This window comes from Thauera sp. K11 (assembly GCF_002354895.1).
Lineage (GTDB): Bacteria > Pseudomonadota > Gammaproteobacteria > Burkholderiales > Rhodocyclaceae > Thauera > Thauera sinica.
Window position 1 is genome coordinate 4,698,201 of record NZ_CP023439.1, and the last position, 20,680, is coordinate 4,718,880.

Here is a 20,680-nt window from a genome sequence, read left to right on the forward strand (position 1 = left end):
CGCAAAAATGTGATCAATCACATGAATATGCGTATTTCAAGAAGCAGGTGGATCGAGTCGGTGTCCCGTGCCGGCTCTCGTCGTTGTGTGCAGTCTTTCCTTTTTGAAGGGGGCATCCCATGAAGCTCAAGCATCTTGCCGGTTCCTTGTTGATCGCCGCGCTGTCGGTCGGCACCGCCTTCGCGCAGGTCAAGGTCGGCGTCATCTCCTCCTCCACCGGTCCGATCGCGATGGTCGGCATCCCGCAGAAGAACACCGTCGCCCTGCTGCCGGCCAAGGCCGGCGGGCAGGCGATCGAATACATCGCCATCGACGACGGCAGCGACCCCACCGCGTCGGTCGTCGCGGTGAAGAAGCTCATCTCCGAGCACAAGGTCGATGCCATCGTCGGGCCGTCCGGCTCGCCGAACGCGATGGGCGCGATCCAGTTCGTCGCCGAGGCGGGCGTGCCGCTGCTGGCGCCGGTGGGCACCGCGGCCGTGGTGCTGCCGATGGACGACAAGAAGAAGTGGGTGTTCAAGACCACCCAGAACGACGGCCTCATCGCCTCCGCGCTGCTCGACCACATGGCCGCTACAGGCGTGAAGACCGTCGGTTTCATCGGCACCGCCGACCCCTACGGCGAGAACTGGGCCAAGGTGTTCGCCGAAGGCGCGGCGCAGAAGGGCATCAAGATCGTCGCCGACGAGCGCTTCCAGCGCCAGGACACCTCGGTCACCGCCCAGGCGCTCAAGGTGATCGGCACCCGGCCCGACGCCGTGCTGATCGCCGCGCCGGGCACGCCGGCGGTGCTGCCCCAACTGGCGCTGGTCGAGCGCGGCTACAAGGGCAAGTTCTACCAGACCCACGGTGCCGCGCTGCCCGACTTCCTGAAGCTCGGCGGCAAGAAGGTCGAAGGCACGATCCTCGCGGCCAGCCTGATGCTGGTGCTCGACCAGGTGCCCGACACGCACCCGTCCAAGACGATCGCCAGGAACTACGTCGCCGCCTACGAAAAGCTGTACGGCGCGGTCCCGGCGACCTTCGGCGGCAACGTCTTCGATGCCGGCCTGCTGCTCGAGAAGGCGATCCCGCTCGCGCTGGCCAAGGGCAAGCCGGGCACGGCCGAATTCCGCTCCGCCCTGCGCGACGCGCTCGAGCAGACGAGGGAACTGCCGGCCACCCAGGGCGTGTACAACATGACGCCGACCGACCACAGCGGTTTCGACGAGCGCGGCCGCGAGCTGATCACCGTCGTCAACGGCAACTGGTCGCTGCTGAAGTAAGCCCGCGACGGGTCGGCCCGCCGCGGGCCGACCCGGTCTTGCGGACGATGCACTCCTGATCGGGCGCGGGCTCATCCCGGTCCGTCCCCGCCGTTCGAGCGCCTTCGTCTGCTGCGGAAGAGGTCGTCACCGAGCGATGAATTTGATATGTTCAAATTTATTAGATAATCTTGATTTTCGTGGACAGCAAGCCTGAAAGGCGCAATGCACAACGGACGCCGGGCAAACCCGTTCCGGTGCATTGGAGGAGAGACCATGAAGCCGCGTAGCACCCTGATGGCCGCCCCCGGCCGTGCCTTTGCAGTTTCCGCCCAGGCGGACGTCGATGTCGGCGTGATCGTGTCGGCGACCAGCCGCGCCGCGCCGCGATGGGGCAATCGATGGATCTGACGATAGCGCTGATGCTGGCCCAGGACGGGCTGACGAACGGAGCGATCTACGCGCTGCTGGCCTTGGCGCTGGTGCTGGTGTTCGCGGTGACGCGGGTGATCTGCATCCAGCAGGGGGAATTCGTGGCGTACGGGGCGCTGACGCTGGCGATGATGCAGTCGGGGTCGGTGCCGGCGACGGTGTGGCTGCTGGTGGCGCTGGGCGCGGCGGTGGCGGTGCTCGACGGCGCGGCGGCGCTCAAGGCCGGGCAGGGTCGCCGGCTGGCGGCGGTGCTGGGCTGGAACCTCGCCGGCCCGCTGGCGCTGGCGGGCCTGCTGGCGGTGCTGCCGGTCCCGTCCCTGCCGCTGGCGGTGCAGGTGGGGCTGGCGCTGGCGGTGGTGGTGCCGATGGGCCCCTTCATGTACCGGCTCGTCTACCAGCCCATCGCCTCGGCGCCGGTGCTGATCCTGCTGATCGTCTCGGTGGCGGTGCACGTGGCCATGGTCGGGCTGGGGCTGCTGTTCTTCGGTGCCGAAGGCCAGCGCACCCCGGCCTTCAGCGACGCCAGCCTCGAAGTGGGGCCGCTCTTGGTGTCGGGGCAGACGCTGTGGGTGATCGTGGCCTCGCTGGTGCTCATCGTCGGGCTGTACCAGTTCTTCGAGCGCACGCTGTACGGCAAGGCCCTGCGCGCCACGGCGATCAACCGGGTGGGGGCGCGGCTGATGGGCATCTCGCCGTCGCTGGCGGGCAAGCTCACCTTCTTCCTGGCGGCGCTGATCGGCGCGCTGTCGGGCGTGCTGATCGCCCCCCTCACCACCATCTACTACGACACCGGCTTCCTGATCGGGCTGAAGGGGTTCGTGGCCGCCATCATCGGCGGACTGGCCAGCTACCCGATCGCCGCGCTGGGCGCGGTCGCGGTGGGGCTGCTCGAAGCGTTCTCCTCGTTCTGGGCCAGCGCCTACAAGGAAGTCATCGTCTTCACCCTGATCATCCCGGTGCTGCTGTGGCGCTCGCTCACCAGCCGGCACGTGGAGGAAGAAGAATGAGGCCCGACCGTCTGATCCTGGGCGCCTTCCTGGCGCTGCTGCTGGGGGTGCCGGCGCTGCTGTCGCCGTTCTACGTCACGCTGCTCAACTACATCGGCCTGTACGCGCTGGTGGCCCTCGGTCTGGTGCTGCTCACCGGCGTCGGGGGGCTCACCAGCTTCGGGCAGGCCGCCTTCGTCGGGCTGGGCGCCTACACCAGCGCCGCGCTCACCACCGCGACGGCGCTGCCCGGCTGGATCGCCTGGGCCGGCACCTCCCCCTGGCTCGCGCTGGGCGTGGGGCTGGTGCTCACCGCCGCGGTTGCGCTGATCCTGGGCTCGCTCACGCTGAAACTGTCGGGCCACTTCCTGCCGCTGGGCACGATCGCCTGGGGCATCAGCCTGTACTTCCTGTTCGGCACCATGGAAAGCCTCGGGGGGCACACCGGGCTCACCGGCATCCCGCCGATCACGCTGTTCGGCTGGACGCTGGACGAAGGCGGCGAGATCTACTACCTCATCTGGGCCTTCGTGCTGGTGGCGGTGCTCACCACGCAGAACCTCTTGGATTCGCGCGAAGGGCGGGCCATCCGGGCCTTGAAGGGCGGGCGGGTGATGGCCGAGGCGATGGGGGTGGACACCGCGCGCTCGCGCATGATCATCTTCGTGATCGCCGCGCTGCATGCCTGTGCCTCGGGCTGGCTGTACGCGCACATGCAGCGCTTCGTCAATCCGACCCCGTTCGGGCTGCACATCGGCATCGAATACCTCTTCATGGCGGTGGTGGGCGGCGCGGGCCACGTGTGGGGCGCGCTGGTGGGCGCGGGGGTGATCACCGTGCTCAAGCAATGGCTGCAGGACCTGCTGCCCAAGCTGCTGGGCGCCAGCGGCAACTTCGAAGTGATCGTGTTCGGCCTCATGATGGTGCTGGTGCTGCAGCGCGCGCGCAACGGCCTGTGGCCGCTGCTGAAGAAATGCGTGCCGGTGCAGGGCGTGCCCAAGCGCATCGACGCGGCGGCCGAGCCCCTGCCGCGGCGCACGCTGCCGGCGGCGGGCACGCCGATCCTCGAAGCGCAGGACGTCACGAAGAAGTTCGGCGGGCTCATCGCCAACAACAACATGAGCCTCACGGTGAAGGCGGGCGAGATCCTGGCGCTGATCGGCCCCAACGGCGCGGGCAAGAGCACGATGTTCAACCAGATCTCGGGGGTGGACACCCCCACCTCGGGCGAAGTGCGCTTCCTGGGCAAGGCGGTGGCCGGGCACGACTCGCGCGAGATCGCCAGGATGGGCATGAGCCGCACCTTCCAGCACGTGAAGCTGCTGCCGACGATGACGGTGCTCGAGAACGTGGCGATCGGCGCGCACCTGCGCAGCCGGCAGGGCGTCCTGCGCTCGGCCTGGCGGCTGGACCGGCAGGAAGAAGCGCGGCTCTTGAAGGAAGCCGCCTACCAGATCGAGCGCGTGGGTCTGAAGGACCACCTGTACGACGAAGCGGGCAGCCTGGCGCTGGGCCAGCAGCGCATCCTCGAGATCGCGCGCGCGCTGTGCTCGGACCCGTGCCTGCTGTTGCTGGACGAACCGGCGGCGGGGCTGCGCTTCAAGGAGAAGGAAGCGCTCGGGGAGCTTCTGAGAAAGCTGCGGGCCGAAGGGATGGCGACGCTGATCGTGGAGCACGACATGGACTTCGTGATGGGGCTGGTGGATCGGGTGGTGGTGATGGAGTTCGGTCAGAAGATCGCCGAAGGGCTGCCCGACGAGATCCAGCAGCACCCGGCGGTGCTCGAAGCCTACCTGGGCGGCGTGGACTGAGCGGAGGGGACAGGAGATGACGATGCAGACGCAAGCGCAGGCCCAGGCCCACCCTCAGCCCACCCCGTCGAACGCCGGCGCGACGTCCCCGGTGCTCGAAGTGAAAGGGCTGTGCGTGTCGTACGGCAAGGTGGAAGCGCTCACGAACGCGACGCTGACGGTGGGCGAAGGTCAGATCGTGACGGTGATCGGCCCCAACGGGGCGGGCAAGACGACGATGCTGTCGGCGATCATGGGGGTGCTCGAGGCGAAGGGCGAGGTGCGCTTCGACGGCACGGTCGAAGCGGTGCCCGAGGTGGAGCGCCGGGTGGCGCGCGGCATGAACCTGGTGCCGGAGAAGCGCGAACTGTTCGGCGAGATGAGCGTCGAGGACAACCTGGTGCTGGGCGCCTTCCAGCGCTACCGCAGCGGGCACCGCGACCACGGGCAGACGATGGAAGAAGTGTATGGGCTGTTCCCGCGGCTGAAGGAGCGGCGCACGCAACTGGCGGGCACGCTGTCGGGCGGGGAGCGGCAGATGCTGGCGGTGGGCCGTGCGCTGATGGCCCGGCCGAAGCTGCTGATGCTGGACGAACCGAGCCTGGGGCTGGCGCCGCTGATCGTGCGGGAGATCTTCCGCATCATCGCGGAGCTGAGGCGCCGTGGGGTGTCGATCCTGCTGGTGGAGCAGAACGCGCGGGCGGCGCTGCAGGTGGCCGACTACGCGTACGTGCTGGAGACGGGTCAGGTGGCGATGCAGGGCCCGGCGCACCAGCTGGCGGACGACCCGCGGGTGATCGAGGCGTACCTGGGGCTGGGGGGCAAGCACCAGGCGATGCTCAGTACCTGAGGAGCGGGAACGGCGGGTGCGGGGAATCCGGTCGGCGGGCGGGGGCGGCGTTGCGTCGGGCTGCGCAACGCGACCTCGCTCACGCTCGGGACTCGGACCGTGCTCGCCCACTCCACGCCGCCCCCACCCCCCGCCCTGCCGCGTCGCGTGATCCGGCGGGCCTGAGAAACGGAACCGAGAAGGACAGAAGGAGGACGAGAGCCATGGAAGCGATGCGCATCCTGATGGACGAACACCAGTCGCTGGCGGCGATCATCCACGCGATCCGGCACCTGATCGGCGAGATCAGGGCCGGGCGGCTGGAAGCGGACCAGGGCCTGCTGGCGGCGATGGTGCATTACCTGGACGCCTACCCGGAGAAGCGCCACCACCCGAAGGAGGACCGGTACCTGTTCGGTCCGCTGAAGGCGAAGACGGGAGAGGGGGCGGCGGCACTGGAGCGGCTCGCGCGCGAGCACGGCGAGGCGGAGGCGCGGATCAAGGTGCTGGAGGCGGCGCTGGGGCGCTACCGGGCGGGCGAGCCCGGGGGCTTCGAGGGCTTCGCGCAGGCGTTCGAGGGGTATGCGGCGTTCTACCGGGAGCACATGCTGCTGGAGGAGCGCGAGGTGCTGCCGCTGGTGATCGCGCACTTCACGGAAGCGGACTGGGCGGCGGCGGAGGCGGGGTTCCTGGCGGACGATCCGCTGCGGGGCACGCGCACGGGCGAGGGGGAGGAGGACTTCGGGCGGATCTTCTCGAAGCTGGTGGCCGCGGCGCCGGCGCCCATCGGGCTGGGGGCCGGGCCGTACAAGGAGCAATGAGGGGAGGATCGGCGCCAGGACGACAACGGAACAGATGCGGCCGGCGGCCCGGGCACCGGTACGGGACGCCTTCGTACGATGTGACCACATCAATCGCACGAGGGTCTTTCAGGCGCCTGGATCACGCAACGCGGCAGGTCTGGTGGCGGGGGAGGCGTGGAGCGGGCGAGGACTGTCCGAGCCCCGAGCGCAGCGAGGGCGAGTTCCGCAGCCCGCGGAACGCCTCCCCCGCCACCAGACCGGATTCGAGAGACGGACCGCGCAGGCGGAGACCGACCAGCCCGGATTCGAGAGACTGATCAGCCAGGATCCGGGAGACGGACGGCGCAAATGGAGACTGTCCGGGCACCGGACAAAGCGAGGCCGGGTTCCGCAGCCCGACGGAACGCCTCCTCCGCGCCACCAGCCCAAATTCCGGCGCCTGTTCTGTTCTAGTATTCACGCCTGTCGCCCTGCCCGCCCATCCGTCATTCCGAGCCAGTCCGTCATGCCCGCAAGAAAGAGTCTGCAGTCCGTGGAGGAGGCCGAAGATTTCCGCTTCGAGGAGTTTCCCTTCTACTGGCTCGCGCATGCGCACGCGATCTACGTCGTCGAGATGGAGAAGGTGCTCAAGAAACTCGGCACCGACATGCCGGTGCGCCGCGTGCTGCTGATGCTGCGGCTGCGCGGCACGGCGAGCATTTCGGACCTGTCCCGGCACACCATCATCAAGATGTCGACGCTGACGCGCATCGTCCAGCGCATGCGCGACGACGGCCTGGTCGAGACCCGCACCAACCCCAGCGACGCGCGCGTCACCGACGTGCTGATCACGCCCGGGGGCGAGGAACTGGCCGCCCGTATCGAGCAGGCCACGCGGAAGGTCCTGGCGCGGGGCTACGAGGGCATGTCGGCCGCCGAGATGAAGTTCCTGATGCAGTCGCTGCAGAAGATCTTCCGCAACTTCGCCGACCACTGACGGCCGGCTGCGCGCGGCCGGTCACGCGCCGGGCCGGAGCCGGGCCGGGGAGGCCCGCTGCAGCGTGGCGCTCGGCAACTCGCCGTACCTTTCCCGATAGTCGGCGGAGAAGCGGCCCAGTTCCAGGAAGCCCCAGCGGATGGCGAGCGCGGTGACGCTGCGGGGCTGTCCGGGATCCAGCAGGTCCTGCCGCACGCGCTCCATGCGCAAGTCCTTCAGGTAGCGCATCGGCGTCATGCCGCGGTGCCTGCGAAAGCCGTTGTACAGCGTGCGCACGCTGACGCCGGTGAGCCCGGCCAGTTCTTCCACCGTGATCGGCGCGCCCGGATTGGCGTGCATGTATTCCTCGGCGAGCCGCACGTGGCGCGGCAGCGGCTCCGGCGCGGGGCGGCCGAGCAGATCGCTCAGCGAGTTGGGCTGCCACACGAGCAGGCCGGACATGACCAGTTGCTCGAACTGGACCTGCAGCAGCGGCGAATCGAGCAGCCCGGCTGCACCGCCCAGCTCGGCCAGCAACTGCTGCACCGTCCGCATCCAGACCGAGGCGCCGCCCCGCCGCACGTCCATGTCGGGCCGAAAGCGCAGGGGCGGACAGCGCATGTCGCCGAGCAGGCTGCGGGCGTGCCGTTCCAGCGCTTCGCGCTCGATGCGCACCGCCAGCTTGGAGCAATCGGCGCTCCAGTTCATGCGGAAGGACTGGTCGGGGCCGACGACCGATGCAAGCGCGGCCGTGCAGTCCAGGGCGCGCGCGTCGACCTCCATGCGGTCGGCGCCCGCCAGCGTCAACTGCACCAGGTAGAAGGATTCCGGTTCGCGCGGCTCGATGCGGACTTCCGCGCCGTAGCGCATCAGGCCGAAGCTGAGCTGGCCGACCCTCGTGTGCCGGTGCGCGTAGTCGAGCACACTGTCGGCACGTGCCAGGGCGAGGCGATGTTCGCAGAACTTGCCCGCGACGAGCTGGCGGGTCTCGTCGAGATCGGTGGATCTGAGCAGTTCGAAGCTCTCGGGGCGAGCCTCCGCCATCACGCATCCTCCGGCAACGCCGCACCCTGCGGGGTACCTACCCGCAGGATCATCGACCCGCCGGGCGCGGGCTGTCCAGAGGTTCGCGCAAACCGGCCCAACGCATTGAATGCCAAGAACATTGCCGCCGGGCCGGACCGCTTGCCGCCCACCGCGCGCTGCGTCCGCGAGGGGGCGGCGGGCGCCGTCAGGCCGGCGCGAGGCACGCCCCGATCGCGCGTTCGGCATCGGCCGGGTCGTAGTACCAGCCGGCCAGGCTCTTCGGGTCGTTGAAGGCGTCGGCGAACCGGCGCGCCAGCCCCTCGCTGCGGCCGCAGGCGTCGAGCAGCTTCAGCACGTGCGGCGGCGGGGGCACCAGCATGCTGTTGGTGAAGCGCGCCGACCATTGCGCGTAGTCCCAGTAGCGCTCGGCCAGGCCGTCCATCCACTGCGCGTCGAAGGGGGCGTCGCCGTGCGCGTCGATGGCCTCCAGGTAGAGGTTGGCGCCCTTGCTGGCATTGTTCGAGCCCTGGCCGGTCATCGGGTCGTTGAGGACCAGCACGTCGCCCATGCCGAGCACCTTCCTGCCCGAGGGCAGGGTGCCCACCGCCTTGCGCACGGTGGGTGCGACGCGGCCGACGAGGATGCCGTCGTCGTCGGTCAGGCGGATGTCGGCGACGCGTTCCGCCTCCCAGGGGAAGAACTCCCTCACCAGCGTCTTCGTCATCTCCAGGTGCCCGGCGGGCGTCCTGACCTCGCCCCAGCGGTCCATCGGGCCGTCGCAGACGGCTTCCAGGTTGATGATGTCGCACGGGCCGCTGTGGGTCAGGGCGGGGAAATGGACGAACTCGCCGATGCCTGGATTGATGCTGATGTTGAGCGCGGTAAAGTCCTCGCGCGGCTTCATGCCATGGACGTAGGTGAGCGCGATGGTGCGCTGCGGGCGGTCGAACTGGCAGCGCGCGGCGTCGCGCTCGAACAGCTTGCCCAGCTCGCCCTTGCCGGTCGCCACGATCACCAGGTCGCTGGCGGCGGCATGGCCTTCCACCTCGGCGATGCCGGCGTCGGCGATCACCAGCCTGCCGCCCAGGCGTTCGAATTCGTCCATCCACTTCGGCATCTTGATGCGCTGGTCGACCGACTGGCCGCTGGCCGCCATGCGCGCGCGAAAGTCGATCAGCATGCCGGCCTGGTCGTTGCCGGCGCGCACGTGGATGCCCTGGATCGGCGGACAGCTCTCGTCCCAGAACGACAGCCCCAGCTCCCGCTCGCAACCCAGCGCCATGTCGTACATGGACTGGCTGGACAGCACCTTGCCGCCGGCGATTTCCGCCGCGCTGCGGTTGGAGACGATGGTGACCTGGTGGCCCTTGCCGAGCAGGCCGATGCCGAGCTGCAGCCCGGCCTGGCCGGCGCCGACGATGGTGATCTTGCGCATGGTGTTGAAGCTCCTCTGTTGAAGGTCGGGTCGGGTGCGGCATCGATGGCGCATTCAATTTCTGCCACCCGGCCCGGCGCGGACTATGCGCGGACTGCACCGCCTATCCCGCCAGTGCGCGTTTCACGGCCGCCGGCCGCCGTTTTCCGCCCCCGCGCGGCGCCGGGGCACGCTTTTCGCAATCCCCTGCATCCACAGGACAGAGGCTGCGCTGGCCGGATAGCCCGTACGTCCGCCGGTCCTTAGTTTTGAGCCATGTCAAGGCGGCGCGCCGCGGCGGGCCTCCTCCACCTCCAACCGGACAGTCGATACATGGATCGGATTTCCTCCGTGGCCGCACGGGAACTCGCCTCGCAGGCCGCACCGGAGCACGCGCCCCCGCAGGGCGTCCGCCACACCGCGATCAAGATCGCGGTTTCCAGCGTGCCCTGGATCATCATCGGCGGCCTGCTGTGGGCGGGCCTCTTCATCAAGCCGCAGCCGGTGGGCGGCACGGTGCAGCCGCCGGTGATCGAGCGCCGCGACCACTACTTCGGCGTCGCGCCGGCGCCGTCGGGCGGCATCTGGGTGGCCGGCTCGGGCGGCAAGATCGTCGCGATCGACGCCGCCGGGCGTGCCGAGCGCCTGCCGACGCCGACCGCGCAGACGCTGCAGGACATCGCCGTGTGGGATGCGCAGCACGCGGTCGCGGTGGGCAACGACGGCGTGGTGCTGGTCACCGCCGACGGCGGCGCAAGCTGGCGGAAGGTGGACGGCACGCCGCGCTCGGACGTCGCCAACAAGCTGACGCGGGTGCGCGTGGCCGGCGGCGGCCGGGCGATCGCCACCGGCGAGATGGGCGCGCTGCTGCACACCGCGGATTACGGCGCGACCTGGTCGCGGCTGCGCGAGGAAGAGGACGTCGCCTGGAACGACGCGGCCATGCTGCCGGACGGGCGCATCGTCGTCGTCGGCGAGTTCGGCCGCATCCTGCTCGGCACCGACGGCAGCGCCGACTGGACCGAACCCGCGTCGCCGGTCGAAAGCTCGCTGATGTCGGTGGCGTTCCGCGACGCGCGCGAGGGCGTGGCGGTCGGCCTGGAAGGCGTGGTGCTGGTGTCGCACGACGGTGGCGCCACCTGGAGCCGGGCCGCGCTCGACAGCCGCGACCACCTCTTCGACGTCGCCTGGGACGAAGCCAACCAGCGCTGGCTGGGCGCGGGCGCGCTGGGCGGTTGGGTCGGCACCGATGCCGGCGGCGCCTGGCAGGCCGGCCGCCTCGACGAGCGCGACCTGGCCTGGCACACCCGCGTCCTGCCCGCCGGCAAGGAAGCCTGGTTCGCCGGCGCCAACGTCGGCCGCTGGGACGGCCGGCGCTGGAGCGCGCTCGGCCACTGACCGCCACCGGACGCCGCAAGAGCGTCGGCGCCCCGTTTTCCCCTTCAGAGACCCACGTCATGATCGAGACAATCGCCGCTTTCTGCATCCGCCGGCGCCGCCCCGTCGCAGCCCTGATCGCCCTGCTGACGGTGGCGCTGAGCTGGTTCGCGCTGCACATCGAGGTGCGCACCGTGTTCGAGGACATGCTGCCCTCGCGCCACGAGTACGTGAAGACGCACCAGAAGTTCAAGGACACCTTCGGCGGCTCGAACATGGTCACCATCATGCTCGAGGTCGAGCAGGGCGACATCTTCGATCCGGAAGTGCTGGAGAAGGTGCGCACGGTCACCCTCGGCCTGCGCGAGGTGTCGGCGGTCAATCCGTTCCAGATCATCTCGCTCGCCTCCAAGAAGCTCAAGGAAGTCCGCGCCTCCACCGACGGCATCGAGACCCGGCCGCTGATGTGGCCGGACCTGCCCGCCGGCGCCGGCGAGATCGCCGAACTCCGGCAGGCGGTGCTGCGCAACCCGCTGGTCTATGGCCCCTACGTGTCCAAGGATCTGCAGGCGACGCTGATCACCGTCGACTTCATCGACCGCGAGGTGGACTACTCCAAGGTCTTCGACGAGATCAGCGCGCTGGTCCGGAAGGTCGAGAACGGCCGCGTGGGCGTGCGCGTCGTCGGCGCGCCCATCCTGTACGGCTGGGTCGAGCACTACCTGCCCGAGACGCTGAAGCTGGTGGCGTTCGCGCTGGCGCTGACGCTGGCGATGCTGTTCCTGCTGCTGCGCACCTGGCGCGGCGTGCTGCTGCCCCTGCTCGCCGGCGCCGTCAGCGCGATATGGGCGCTGGGCATCTGCAATCTGCTCGGCATCCACTTCGAACCGCTGGTCATCGTCGTGGCGATGCTGATCACCTCGCGCGCCGTGTCGCACTCGGTGCAGATCGTCAACCGCTTCGACGACGAGCTGGAACACATCGCCGAGGGCAGCGAGACCTCGCGCCAGGCCGCCCGCATCGCGCTCGCCGACCTGTTCCGGCCGGGCATGGTGGGCGTCATCGCCGACGCGGCGTGCATGGCGGTGGTCGCGCTCAGCCCGATCCCGATGCTGCAGAAGCTCACCGTGCTCGCCGTGGTGTGGGTATCGACGCTCACCATCAGCGCGGTGATCCTGACGCCGGTGCTGCTGTCGTGGATCCGCCGCCCGCACGGCACCGTGCATGGCGTGGACCTGTCGCCGCTGCTGCGCGGTGTGCTCGACTTCGGCCTGTGGATGGCGCTCAGCCGCTTCCGCTACGTGGTCATCGTCTGCAGCGTGCTCGTGCTGCTCGGCTCGGGCTGGTACGCGCTCAAGCTCAAGGTCGGCGATGCCAACCCCGGCTCGCCCATCCTGTGGCCGCAAGCCACCTACAACCGCGACTCCACCGCGATCAACGACCGCTTCGACGGCGTCGACCGGCTGTTCGTGGTGGTCGGCGAGGACGGCAAGGAGGGCCTGGTCAAGTCCAACGAAACCCTGCAGGCCATGAACCGCTTCCAGCGCTTCATGGAAGTGCAGCCCGAGATCGGCGGCTCCATCTCCATCGCCGACGTCGTGCCGGTGCTCAACCGCACGCTGCGCGAGGGCAACCCGCGCTACGAGGAACTGGGCGCCACCGCCGCCGTCAATGGCAGCCTGATGGCCATCCTCGAATCGGTGTCCGAGCCGGGCGACATGGACCGCTTCGTCGACGGCCACGCCGCCAACGGCTCGGTGACGCTGATGTTCCGCGACCGCCAGGGCGAGACGATCCGCACCGCGATGGCGCGCATCAAGGAATTCATCGCCGCCAACCCGCTCGCCAGCGGCCACTGGCAGCTCGCCGGCGGCCTGATCGGCATCACCGCGGCGATGAACGAGGTGATCCTCGCCAGCCAGATCGAAGGCGTGGCGCTGGCGCTGCTGGTGCTGATGATCATCTGCACCATGGTCTACCGCTCCACCGTCGCCGGCATGCTGTTCATGGTGCCGGTGATCATCTCCAACACGCTGACCTTCGCCTTCATGGCGTGGAAGGGCATCGGCATGAGCATCAACACCGTGCCGGTGGCCGCGCTGGGCATCGGCCTGGGCGTCGACTACGCCTTCTACGTCGCCGACCGCATCAAGGAAGAGATCGCCATCGGCAACACCCCCGAAGGCGCCATCCGCACCTCGCTGCACTCGGCCGGCATGGGGGTGCTCGTCACCGCCAGCGTGCTGATCCTGAGCACCCTCCTGTGGTGGGCCTCGTCGCTGCGCTTCCAGGCCGAGATGGGCCTGCTGATGGCGATCTGGCTCGGCATCTCGGCGATGTCCGCGCTGTTCGTGATGCCCGCGGTGATCTACGTCTTCCGCCCCGACTTCATCTTCGGCGGCAAGGAATCCGCCGTGCCCGGCGGCGGGCAGGCCCGGCTGCAGCAAGCCTGATCCGCGGGCGGGCGCGGGCCGCCCGTCCTTCCCGATTCACCTGTCTGCCGGCTGCCCGGCGCCCATCCCCAGCAACCCAGGAGCACACAATGACAAGCGGAAAATCGAGCGGTCTGCACCTACCTTCCCGGCTCACCGGCATCGCCGTCGCGGCAATGCTGGCCGCCGCCGGCCATGCGGCGCGGGCGGACGAGGCCGGCGAGATCAAGGTCGACGGCTTTCTCAGGCAGGAGCTGTCCTGGAACACCCTCGACTGGGCCGACACACCCGGCTACAACGACCGCGGCAAGCTGTCGATGGCGCGCACCACCGCGCGCGTGAACGTCGACTGGAAGCCGGCCAGCGACGTCACGGTGGTGGCCAAGCTGCGCCTGGTCGGCGAACCGCGCACGGCCTTCCTGAAGCACCTCGAGAAGATGGGCGCCTACAACTACGGCGAGACCGACGGCCGCGGCGACCTGATGGACCTCTACAACAAGAACGAGGCCAGCGACGTCATCCGCGAGCTGTACGTGGACTTCCCGCTCGGCGAGCGCGCCCGCGTGCGCCTGGGCAAGCAGCAGGTGGTGTGGGGCGAGACCGACTTCTTCACCGCCAACGACCTCGTGCACGGCTTCGACTACACCTGGCGCTCCTTCCTCGAGCCGGCCAACGAGGAACTGCGCAAGGCCAACATCATCGCCAAGCTCAACATCGACGTGCCCGAACTCGGCGGCGGGCTCGAGATGTTCGTGCGCCCGGGCTGGGACCGCAAGTCGGACATCGGCACCGAACTCGACGTCTACGGCAGCCGCTGGTCCACGCAATCCACCGCCGGCGTCGATTTCCGCAACATCGACCCCTACAACTTCCGCAACAGCGAAGGCGACGCGCGCGAGGTCACCGGCGGCGTCCGCTGGACCGGCCTGGCCAGGGAGATCAACTACTCGCTGTCCTACCTGAAGACCTTCTGGACCAGCCCGATGCTCAACGCATCGAGCACGCTGAAGCTGTTCGGCGCGCCCGGCGCGCCCTCCGGCGTGAAGACGCTGGGCCACCGGGACACCATCGGCGCCGCCGGCGAACTCATCTACCCGACCGTCGACGTCTTCGGCGCCACCGCCAGCGGCTATTCCGAATGGGCCGATGCGGTGTTCAGCGCCGAAGTGGCCTACATCAAGGACGCCCCCTACCAGTTCCTGAGAGGGGGCCAGGGCGGCCCGCTGAGCCAGGCGGTGGCGCCCGGCTTCGACGGCATCAAGCGCAAGAACCTGCTGGCGTGGATGCTGCGCATGGACAAGAACATCGCCGCCACCCAGCAATGGCTGGGCACCGAAAAACCGATGTTCTTCTCGGTGCAACTGTTCGACAAATGGGTGCAGGACTACGACAAGGACGAGCGCCTGCTCAATGCCGTCGGCGCCGGCCAGCGCACCAACGAGCACTCCTTCCTGCTCACCGGCATCTTCGACCTGAGCTACGACAGCGGCCGCATCAAGCCCAACCTCGTCGTCGGCGCCGATCTCAGCTACGGCGGCGGCTTCATCGTCCCGTCGGTGACCTTCGAACTGGCCCGGAACTGGCGCTGGAAGGTCGAGTACGACAAGTTCTGGAACGACGACATCCGCGACGCCCGCAAGTGCGGCTACCCCGACGCCGCAAGCTGCGACAGCGCCAGCCTGTTCGGCTACTTCCACAAGCGCGACCAGCTCTACACCAGCCTGACCTACCTCTTCTGACCCTCCGGAGCCCATGACCATGGAAAGAATCCGCAAACCCGTGCTCGGCGCCGCCGCCGCGCTGACGCTGTCCGCCTTCGCCGCCCAGGCCGCCGAACTGCCGCCGGGCACCGTGATCTCGGCCGAGAACATCGACAAGATCAAGGACGACACCTTCGAAGGCCACAAGATCGGCAGCCTGCTGACCGAAAAGATGGAATGGCGCATCCGCAACAACGGCTGGAAGCTGCCGCTCGCCAAGTCGAAGGAAGTCCCGCTCGACCCGAGCTGGGTCAAAGCCTCGCAGGCCAATGCCGGCAAGACCAAGATCAACGCCCAGACCTGCCAGATCGATGGCTGGGTGGCCGGCCAGCCCTTCCCCGACATCGACATGAAGGACCCGCAGGCCGCCGAGAAGATCGTCTGGAACTGGCACCTCGGCCAGTTGCTCGGCGACGTCGCCATCGTCCCCTACTACACCCAGGTGCTGATCGACGGCGAAAAGGGCGTGCATGCCGACCCCGTCGCCGAATTCACCCGCTACTCGATGAAAGGCAGGCTGAACGGCGAATCCACCCAGGGCGACGGCAGCGAGCGCGGCCGCCAGTTGCTGTACTTCAAGTCGCCCTCCGACATGAAGGGCCTGGGCACCTTCACCATCCAGTACGACTCGGCCAAGGTGAACGACGTGTGGGCCTACGTGCCGGCGGTGCGCCGCGTGCGCCGCCTCTCCGGCGGCGCGTGGATGGACCCGGTGGGCTCGTCCGACCAGTTGCAGGACGACCTCGACATCTTCAACGCCCGCCCGTGCTGGTACCCCGGCTACAAGCTGCTCGGCAAGCGCCACGTCCTCGCCGTCATGCACAGCAAGTACCCGCTGTGGAACACCAAGGGCAAGAGCTTCGAAGAGAAATTCCCGGTGCTGGAGAACAAGCCGCCGTACTGGAACATGAACAACAACAGCTTCGAGCCGCGCGAGGTCTATGTGATCGAAGCCACCACGCCGCCCGAGCACCCGTACAGCAAGAAGGTCATCTACGTGGACACCAAGTTCCCGCGCATCCACTACGGCGAAGCCTACAACCGCAAGGGCGAATTCTGGAAGTTCATGGAATGGCACTCCTACCCCGGCAAGGGCGAGGACGGATTCATCGACATCCGCACCGCGGGCGGCGCGGTCATCGACTTCCAGCGCAACCACGCCACCGTGTCGCTCATCGACACCACCACGTGGAAGACCAACCCGGCCGGCGTGAAGGAATCCGACGTGTCGCTGCAGACCCTGCAGGCCGCGGGCCGCTGATGTCCCTTTCCTGACTCCTCCCCTATGGGGTTTGGGGGCGTCGCTGGTGGGCGCGCCCCCTTTTTTCCGCATTGCCGCGCACCGTCACGGGAGAACGCAATGGAACCGCACGAATCCGCACGCACAGCCGGCGCGGTCGACCACCTGCAGCGCAGCATCGGCCGGCACGCCGCGCAGCGCATCGCCGGCGCTGCGCTCGACGAGGCCGAGCGCCTGGGCATCAGCGTCAATGCCGCCGTCGTCGACCGCGCCGGCACCCTGATGGCCTTCCTGCGCATGCCCGACGCATCGCTGCACGCCATGGAAACCGCCATGGACAAAGCCTACACCGCCGCCAGCTTCCGCTTTCCCACCGCTCGATGGGCCGACGCCCTCGCCGGCTTTCCGCCGGTGGTGCAGCAGAACATCCTGCAGCGTCCGCGCCTCGTGGTCTTCGGCGGCGGCATCCCGATCGAGGTGGACGGGCAGGTGATCGGCGCGATCGGCGTATCGGGCGGCAGCGTGGAGCAGGACGAACGCTGCGCCGAGGCGGGCATGGCGGCGCTCAGGCCCCCGCCTGAAGGAAGGCGCCCGGCGCAGCGCGCGGACATCGGGAATTCCGGAGACACGGCATGAACGGCGAAAAGCAGCGGGCAGTCCGCATCGACCGCACGGGCGGCCCCGAAGTGATGCAGCTCGCGGACGTGCGGGTCGGCGACCCCGGCCCGGGCGAAGTGCGCATCCGGCACCACGCCATCGGCCTCAACTTCCTCGACCTCTACCACCGCACCGGCCTCATCGGCCTGCCGCTGCCGGCGCATCTCGGCATGGAAGGCGCCGGCGTCATCGAGGCGGCCGGCCCCGGCGTCACCCACCTGCAGGCCGGCGACCGCGCCGCCTACGCCGGCTACCCGGCGGGCAGCTACAGCGACGTGCGCGTGATGCCCGCCATGAACGTCTGCCGGCTGCCCGACGAAATCGGCTTCGACACCGCCGCGGCGATGATGCTCAAAGGCTGGACGGCGTACTACCTGCTGCACCGCTGCAAGCCGGTGGAGGGCCTCTCCGCCGGGGACTACGTGCTGTTCCACGCCGCCGCGGGCGGCGTCGGGCTGATCACCACCCAATGGGCGAAGGCCCGCGGCCTGCGCCTGATCGGCACCGCCGGCACGGACGAAAAATGCGCGCTCGCGCTCGAACACGGCGCCAGCCACGCCATCAACTACCGGCGCGAGGACTTCGTCGCCCGCGTGCGCGAGATCACCGGCGGCAAGGGGGTCAAGGTCGTGTATGACGGCGTGGGCAAGGACACCTTCGAACCCTCGCTCGACTGCCTCGCCCCCTTCGGCCTGCTGGTCGCGTTCGGCGACGCGTCCGGCCTCGCCCCGCCCATCGTGCCGATCCGGCTGGTCGAGAAAGGCTCCATCTACATCACCTACCAGGGCCTGTTCCACCACATCGCCACCCGCGACAGCACGCAGCAGATGGCCGACGCCCTGTTCGACGTCGTCCGCCGCGGCGTGGTCAAGATCCCCATCGGCCAGCGCTACGCCCTGGCCGACGTGCAGCAGGCGCACCGCGACCTTGCCGAACGCAGGACGACGGGCTGCTCGATCCTGCTGCCGTGACGCATTCCACCGGCGCCCGGCGACGTGCGCAAGGGCGCCTTCCCGCCCGGCCCGCCGCGGGCCATGTCCCCCATGGCCCGTTCCGCTAGACTTGACGCCCCATACCGGATCAGGAGGAGCAACATGGGCTTTGCATACGTAGTGGGGCAGGTGACGGTCAAGGACGAGGGCAAATGGGCCGAATACCAGAAGAAGGTCCCCGAAACCTTCGTCCAGTGGAACTGCGAACCCGTGCTGCGGGGAAGGCAGTTCGCCGCGCTCGCCGGACAGTGCCCGCACGCCGGCGTGGTCGTCCTGCGCTTTCCGAGCGTCGACGCCCTCAAGGGCTGGTTCGACTCCCCCGCCTACCAGGCACTCGTTCCCCTGCGCGACGCCGCCGCGGATGTCGTGCTGACGGCCTACGAAGCGTGACCGGGACCGCCCCGGCCGCGTAACCCGAAGCCGGCACCGCCCGGCAACGGACCCTGGAACGCCCGGCAGATCGCCGGGCGTTTTCTTTGTGGGCCGGCATCGCGAACCGCAGCGGATCGGCAGGAGCCCGGCGCACGGACCGGGCCCGCGGGCATTGCGGCAATTCGACACCGCCCTTCGCCCCGGCCTCCCCGCGCCGGCGCCTGGCCGGCAGCCCGGCGGGCCTGTAGAGGCCATGCAAGCCGGATCGATTCCGGATAGGCCGCCCGATGGATATCGGCCCGGCGATCACGCCGAATCCAGGCCGATCACGAGCGCCCTGCGCCGCGGCTGCCGATTCCGGGCATTTTTTTGGCACTCGGAGCCCGCAATCAAAGAAACCGAGCCGGATGGCAAACATCGCCGTGCGGGCGAGACGCCAGAATGCGCCCCGCGGACGGAATGACCCGCGGGAAACGCGCCTCCGGTTCCATGCCAAGGCAATGACTGGACGCCTTGGCAGGCCATGGAAGCCACCCCCGTCGCCCGTTCGTCAAGAAACGACACCGCTTTCCCATCGACATCGGACGCTTCTCCATCGTCATGCTTTCGCCGCGCCGCTCACGTCGTGCCTGCCTTGGCCGCGCTTTCCGCCGGCTCCTGCCGCTGATTCTGGCCGGCGTGGCGCCCCACCTGCACGCCCAGGCCCTGCTGCCCGGCGATCTCGACCTCAACCGGGAGCGGCAGGAGCGCCTGCTGCAGGAGCAGCAGCAGCGCCTGCAGGAACTGCGCCGGTTGCCCGGTGCCGCGCCCGCCCCCGTCGCGCCCGCCGCCGAACCCGGCACCTGCTTCGAGATCCGCCGCATCGAACTCGAGGGCGCCACGCTGCCGGACGCCGACGAACGCCGGCGCCTCGTCGCCCCCGCCGAAGGGCGCTGCCTGACCACCGCCGACCTCGACGCCGTGCTGCGGCGGATCACCGACTGGTACCTCGACCGCGGCTACGTCACCTCGCGCGCCTACCTGCCCGAGCAGGACCTGGGCCGCGGCACGCTCGCCGTCATCGTCGTCGAAGGACGGCTGGAAAGCCTCCGGCCCGGGCCGGACAGCGGCCTCACGCCGCGCGAACTCGGCATCGCCTTCCCCGGGCGCGAAGGCGAACCGCTCAACCTGCGCGAACTCGAGCAACTGGTGGACCAGTTGAACCGCCTGCCCTCCAACCACGCCAGCGTCGAACTGATCCCGGGCGACGCCGTCGGCGCCAGCCACGCGGTGATCGCCAACCGGCCCGACAAGCCCTGGCGCCTGTCCCTGTCGCGCCACGACGACGGCCAGCGCAGCACCGGCCGGCAGCAATGGGCGGCCGGCCTCGAACTGGATTCGCCGCTCGGCCTCGCCGACCAGCTCGCGGTGCGCGGCGGCGCCAACATCGACCGGGTCCCCACCCGCGCCTCCGGCAACGGCTTCCTGCACTACGGCCTGCCCTGGGGCGGATGGACCTTCTCCTACACCCACAGCCAGAGCCGGTACCGCAGCGTGAACGCGACGACCGGCTTTCCCTTCGACCTCTCCGGCAACAGCCGCAGCCACGAGCTGAAGGCCGAGCGGCTGCTGCACCGCGACGCCGCCGGCAAGAGCGCGGTCAATCTCGCCGTCGGCCGGATCGACGCGCGCAACTACGTCGAGGGCAGCCTGCTGCACGTCAGCAGCCAGCGCCTGAGCGAAGCCGCGCTGGGGCTGAACCACGGCCAGCGCATCGGCTCGGCCTTCGTCAACCTCGACCTCGGCTGGCAGCGCGGGATCGACGCCTTCGGCGGGCTCGCCGACCGCCACCCCGCGCCCGGCGGACCGCGCGCGCAATACGACAAATACACCCTCGCCGCGAGCCTCCTGCAGCCCTTCGCGCTGGCCGGCCACGACTTCACCTTCGACAGCCTCGCCTTCCTCCAGAAGAGCGAGGACGTGCTCCACGGCCCGCGCCGCATCAGCATCGGCGGCCCCGGATCGGTGCGCGGCTTCCAGGACCAGTCCCTGTCGGGCGACAGCGGCGGCTACTGGCGCAACCAGTTGCGCTGGCGAGTGCCGGTGGCGCCGGACGCGCTGGGCGCCGGGGCCTCGGCCTGGCTGCCGGCGGTGCTCGCCGAGTTCGGCATCGCGCTGGCGTGGGACACGGGCGTGATCGAGCGCGACCGCCACAACCGCGCCAGCGGCCAGCACGGCCGCCTCAGCGGCCAGGCCATCGAATTCTCCGCGCGCGGCAAGCACCTGCGCGCGAGCGTCACGGCCGCCCGATCCCTCGCCCGGCCGGACGCCCTGCCGCAGCGCGAGCACCCGCTGCACGTGCGCCTCGAATTCCTCCTCTGACCGAACCGCC

The 20,680-nt window shown here is 69.3% G+C and carries 17 protein-coding genes; 15 read left to right on the top strand and 2 right to left on the bottom strand.

What is annotated here, in order from left to right:
* The first annotated feature begins 119 nt into the window (after positions 1-119).
* The 7 genes from CCZ27_RS20595 (at position 120) to CCZ27_RS20620 (ending at position 7,060) form a co-directional block, all read left to right on the top strand.
* On the top strand, positions 120-1,265 hold the full coding sequence (locus CCZ27_RS20595) for an ABC transporter substrate-binding protein (protein WP_096451329.1): 1,146 nt from the start codon (positions 120-122) through the stop codon (positions 1,263-1,265).
* 255 nt (positions 1,266-1,520) lie between these two features.
* Complete coding sequence (locus tag CCZ27_RS24575; RefSeq protein WP_269769083.1) at positions 1,521-1,655, top strand: hypothetical protein; 135 nt, start codon at positions 1,521-1,523, stop codon at positions 1,653-1,655.
* The gene (locus CCZ27_RS20600; protein WP_096450460.1) at positions 1,646-2,683 is read left to right on the top strand and encodes a branched-chain amino acid ABC transporter permease; all 1,038 of its coding nucleotides are present in this window, start codon (positions 1,646-1,648) and stop codon (positions 2,681-2,683) included. The genes CCZ27_RS24575 and CCZ27_RS20600 overlap by 10 nt, the downstream gene beginning before the upstream one ends.
* Positions 2,680-4,473 (top strand): branched-chain amino acid ABC transporter ATP-binding protein/permease, encoded by a 1,794-nt coding sequence (locus CCZ27_RS20605; RefSeq protein WP_096451331.1) that lies wholly within the window; start codon positions 2,680-2,682, stop codon positions 4,471-4,473. The genes CCZ27_RS20600 and CCZ27_RS20605 overlap by 4 nt, the downstream gene beginning before the upstream one ends.
* A 16-nt stretch (positions 4,474-4,489) precedes the next feature.
* Positions 4,490-5,302 carry an ABC transporter ATP-binding protein gene (locus CCZ27_RS20610; protein ID WP_096451333.1) on the top strand — a complete coding sequence of 271 codons (813 nt, stop codon included), beginning with the start codon at positions 4,490-4,492 and terminating at the stop codon, positions 5,300-5,302.
* Between the two features lie 203 nt (positions 5,303-5,505).
* Entirely contained in the window at positions 5,506-6,102 is a 597-nt protein-coding gene (locus CCZ27_RS20615; RefSeq protein ID WP_096451335.1) for a hemerythrin domain-containing protein, read from the top strand.
* A gap of 487 nt (positions 6,103-6,589) precedes the next feature.
* A complete protein-coding gene (locus tag CCZ27_RS20620; RefSeq protein ID WP_096451337.1) occupies positions 6,590-7,060 on the top strand; it encodes a MarR family winged helix-turn-helix transcriptional regulator in 471 nt (156 codons plus the stop codon).
* 21 nt (positions 7,061-7,081) lie between these two features.
* Here the strand turns inward: CCZ27_RS20620 and CCZ27_RS20625 are convergent, their stop codons facing one another.
* Together CCZ27_RS20625 and CCZ27_RS20630 are read right to left on the bottom strand one after the other, a co-directional pair.
* On the bottom strand, positions 7,082-8,083 hold the full coding sequence (locus tag CCZ27_RS20625) for an AraC family transcriptional regulator (protein WP_096451339.1): 1,002 nt from the start codon (positions 8,081-8,083) through the stop codon (positions 7,082-7,084).
* A 187-nt stretch (positions 8,084-8,270) separates the two neighbouring features.
* Positions 8,271-9,500, bottom strand: a complete 1,230-nt coding sequence (locus CCZ27_RS20630) for a styrene monooxygenase/indole monooxygenase family protein (RefSeq protein WP_096451341.1) — start codon at positions 9,498-9,500, stop codon at positions 8,271-8,273.
* Positions 9,501-9,812: 312 nt separating this feature from the next.
* Between CCZ27_RS20630 and CCZ27_RS20635 the strand changes: the two genes are divergently transcribed.
* From CCZ27_RS20635 to CCZ27_RS20670, 8 genes are all read left to right on the top strand, one after another.
* Positions 9,813-10,877 (top strand): YCF48-related protein, encoded by a 1,065-nt coding sequence (locus CCZ27_RS20635; RefSeq protein ID WP_096451343.1) that lies wholly within the window; start codon positions 9,813-9,815, stop codon positions 10,875-10,877.
* Between the two features lie 59 nt (positions 10,878-10,936).
* Positions 10,937-13,309 (top strand): efflux RND transporter permease subunit, encoded by a 2,373-nt coding sequence (locus tag CCZ27_RS20640; protein ID WP_096451345.1) that lies wholly within the window; start codon positions 10,937-10,939, stop codon positions 13,307-13,309.
* Between the two features lie 89 nt (positions 13,310-13,398).
* Positions 13,399-15,027: a DUF1302 family protein gene (locus CCZ27_RS20645; RefSeq protein WP_096451347.1), complete on the top strand. Its 1,629-nt coding sequence runs from the start codon at positions 13,399-13,401 to the stop codon at positions 15,025-15,027.
* A gap of 19 nt (positions 15,028-15,046) precedes the next feature.
* Positions 15,047-16,309 carry a DUF1329 domain-containing protein gene (locus CCZ27_RS20650; protein ID WP_198363212.1) on the top strand — a complete coding sequence of 421 codons (1,263 nt, stop codon included), beginning with the start codon at positions 15,047-15,049 and terminating at the stop codon, positions 16,307-16,309.
* Positions 16,310-16,408: 99 nt separating this feature from the next.
* On the top strand, positions 16,409-16,924 hold the full coding sequence (locus CCZ27_RS20655) for a GlcG/HbpS family heme-binding protein (protein ID WP_096451351.1): 516 nt from the start codon (positions 16,409-16,411) through the stop codon (positions 16,922-16,924).
* Positions 16,921-17,916, top strand: a complete 996-nt coding sequence (locus CCZ27_RS20660; RefSeq protein ID WP_096451353.1) for a quinone oxidoreductase family protein — start codon at positions 16,921-16,923, stop codon at positions 17,914-17,916. The genes CCZ27_RS20655 and CCZ27_RS20660 overlap by 4 nt, the downstream gene beginning before the upstream one ends.
* A gap of 123 nt (positions 17,917-18,039) precedes the next feature.
* Positions 18,040-18,327, top strand: a complete 288-nt coding sequence (locus CCZ27_RS20665; protein WP_096451355.1) for a DUF1330 domain-containing protein — start codon at positions 18,040-18,042, stop codon at positions 18,325-18,327.
* A gap of 660 nt (positions 18,328-18,987) precedes the next feature.
* A complete protein-coding gene (locus CCZ27_RS20670) occupies positions 18,988-20,670 on the top strand; it encodes a ShlB/FhaC/HecB family hemolysin secretion/activation protein (RefSeq protein ID WP_232516484.1) in 1,683 nt (560 codons plus the stop codon).
* Positions 20,671-20,680 lie beyond the last annotated feature (10 nt).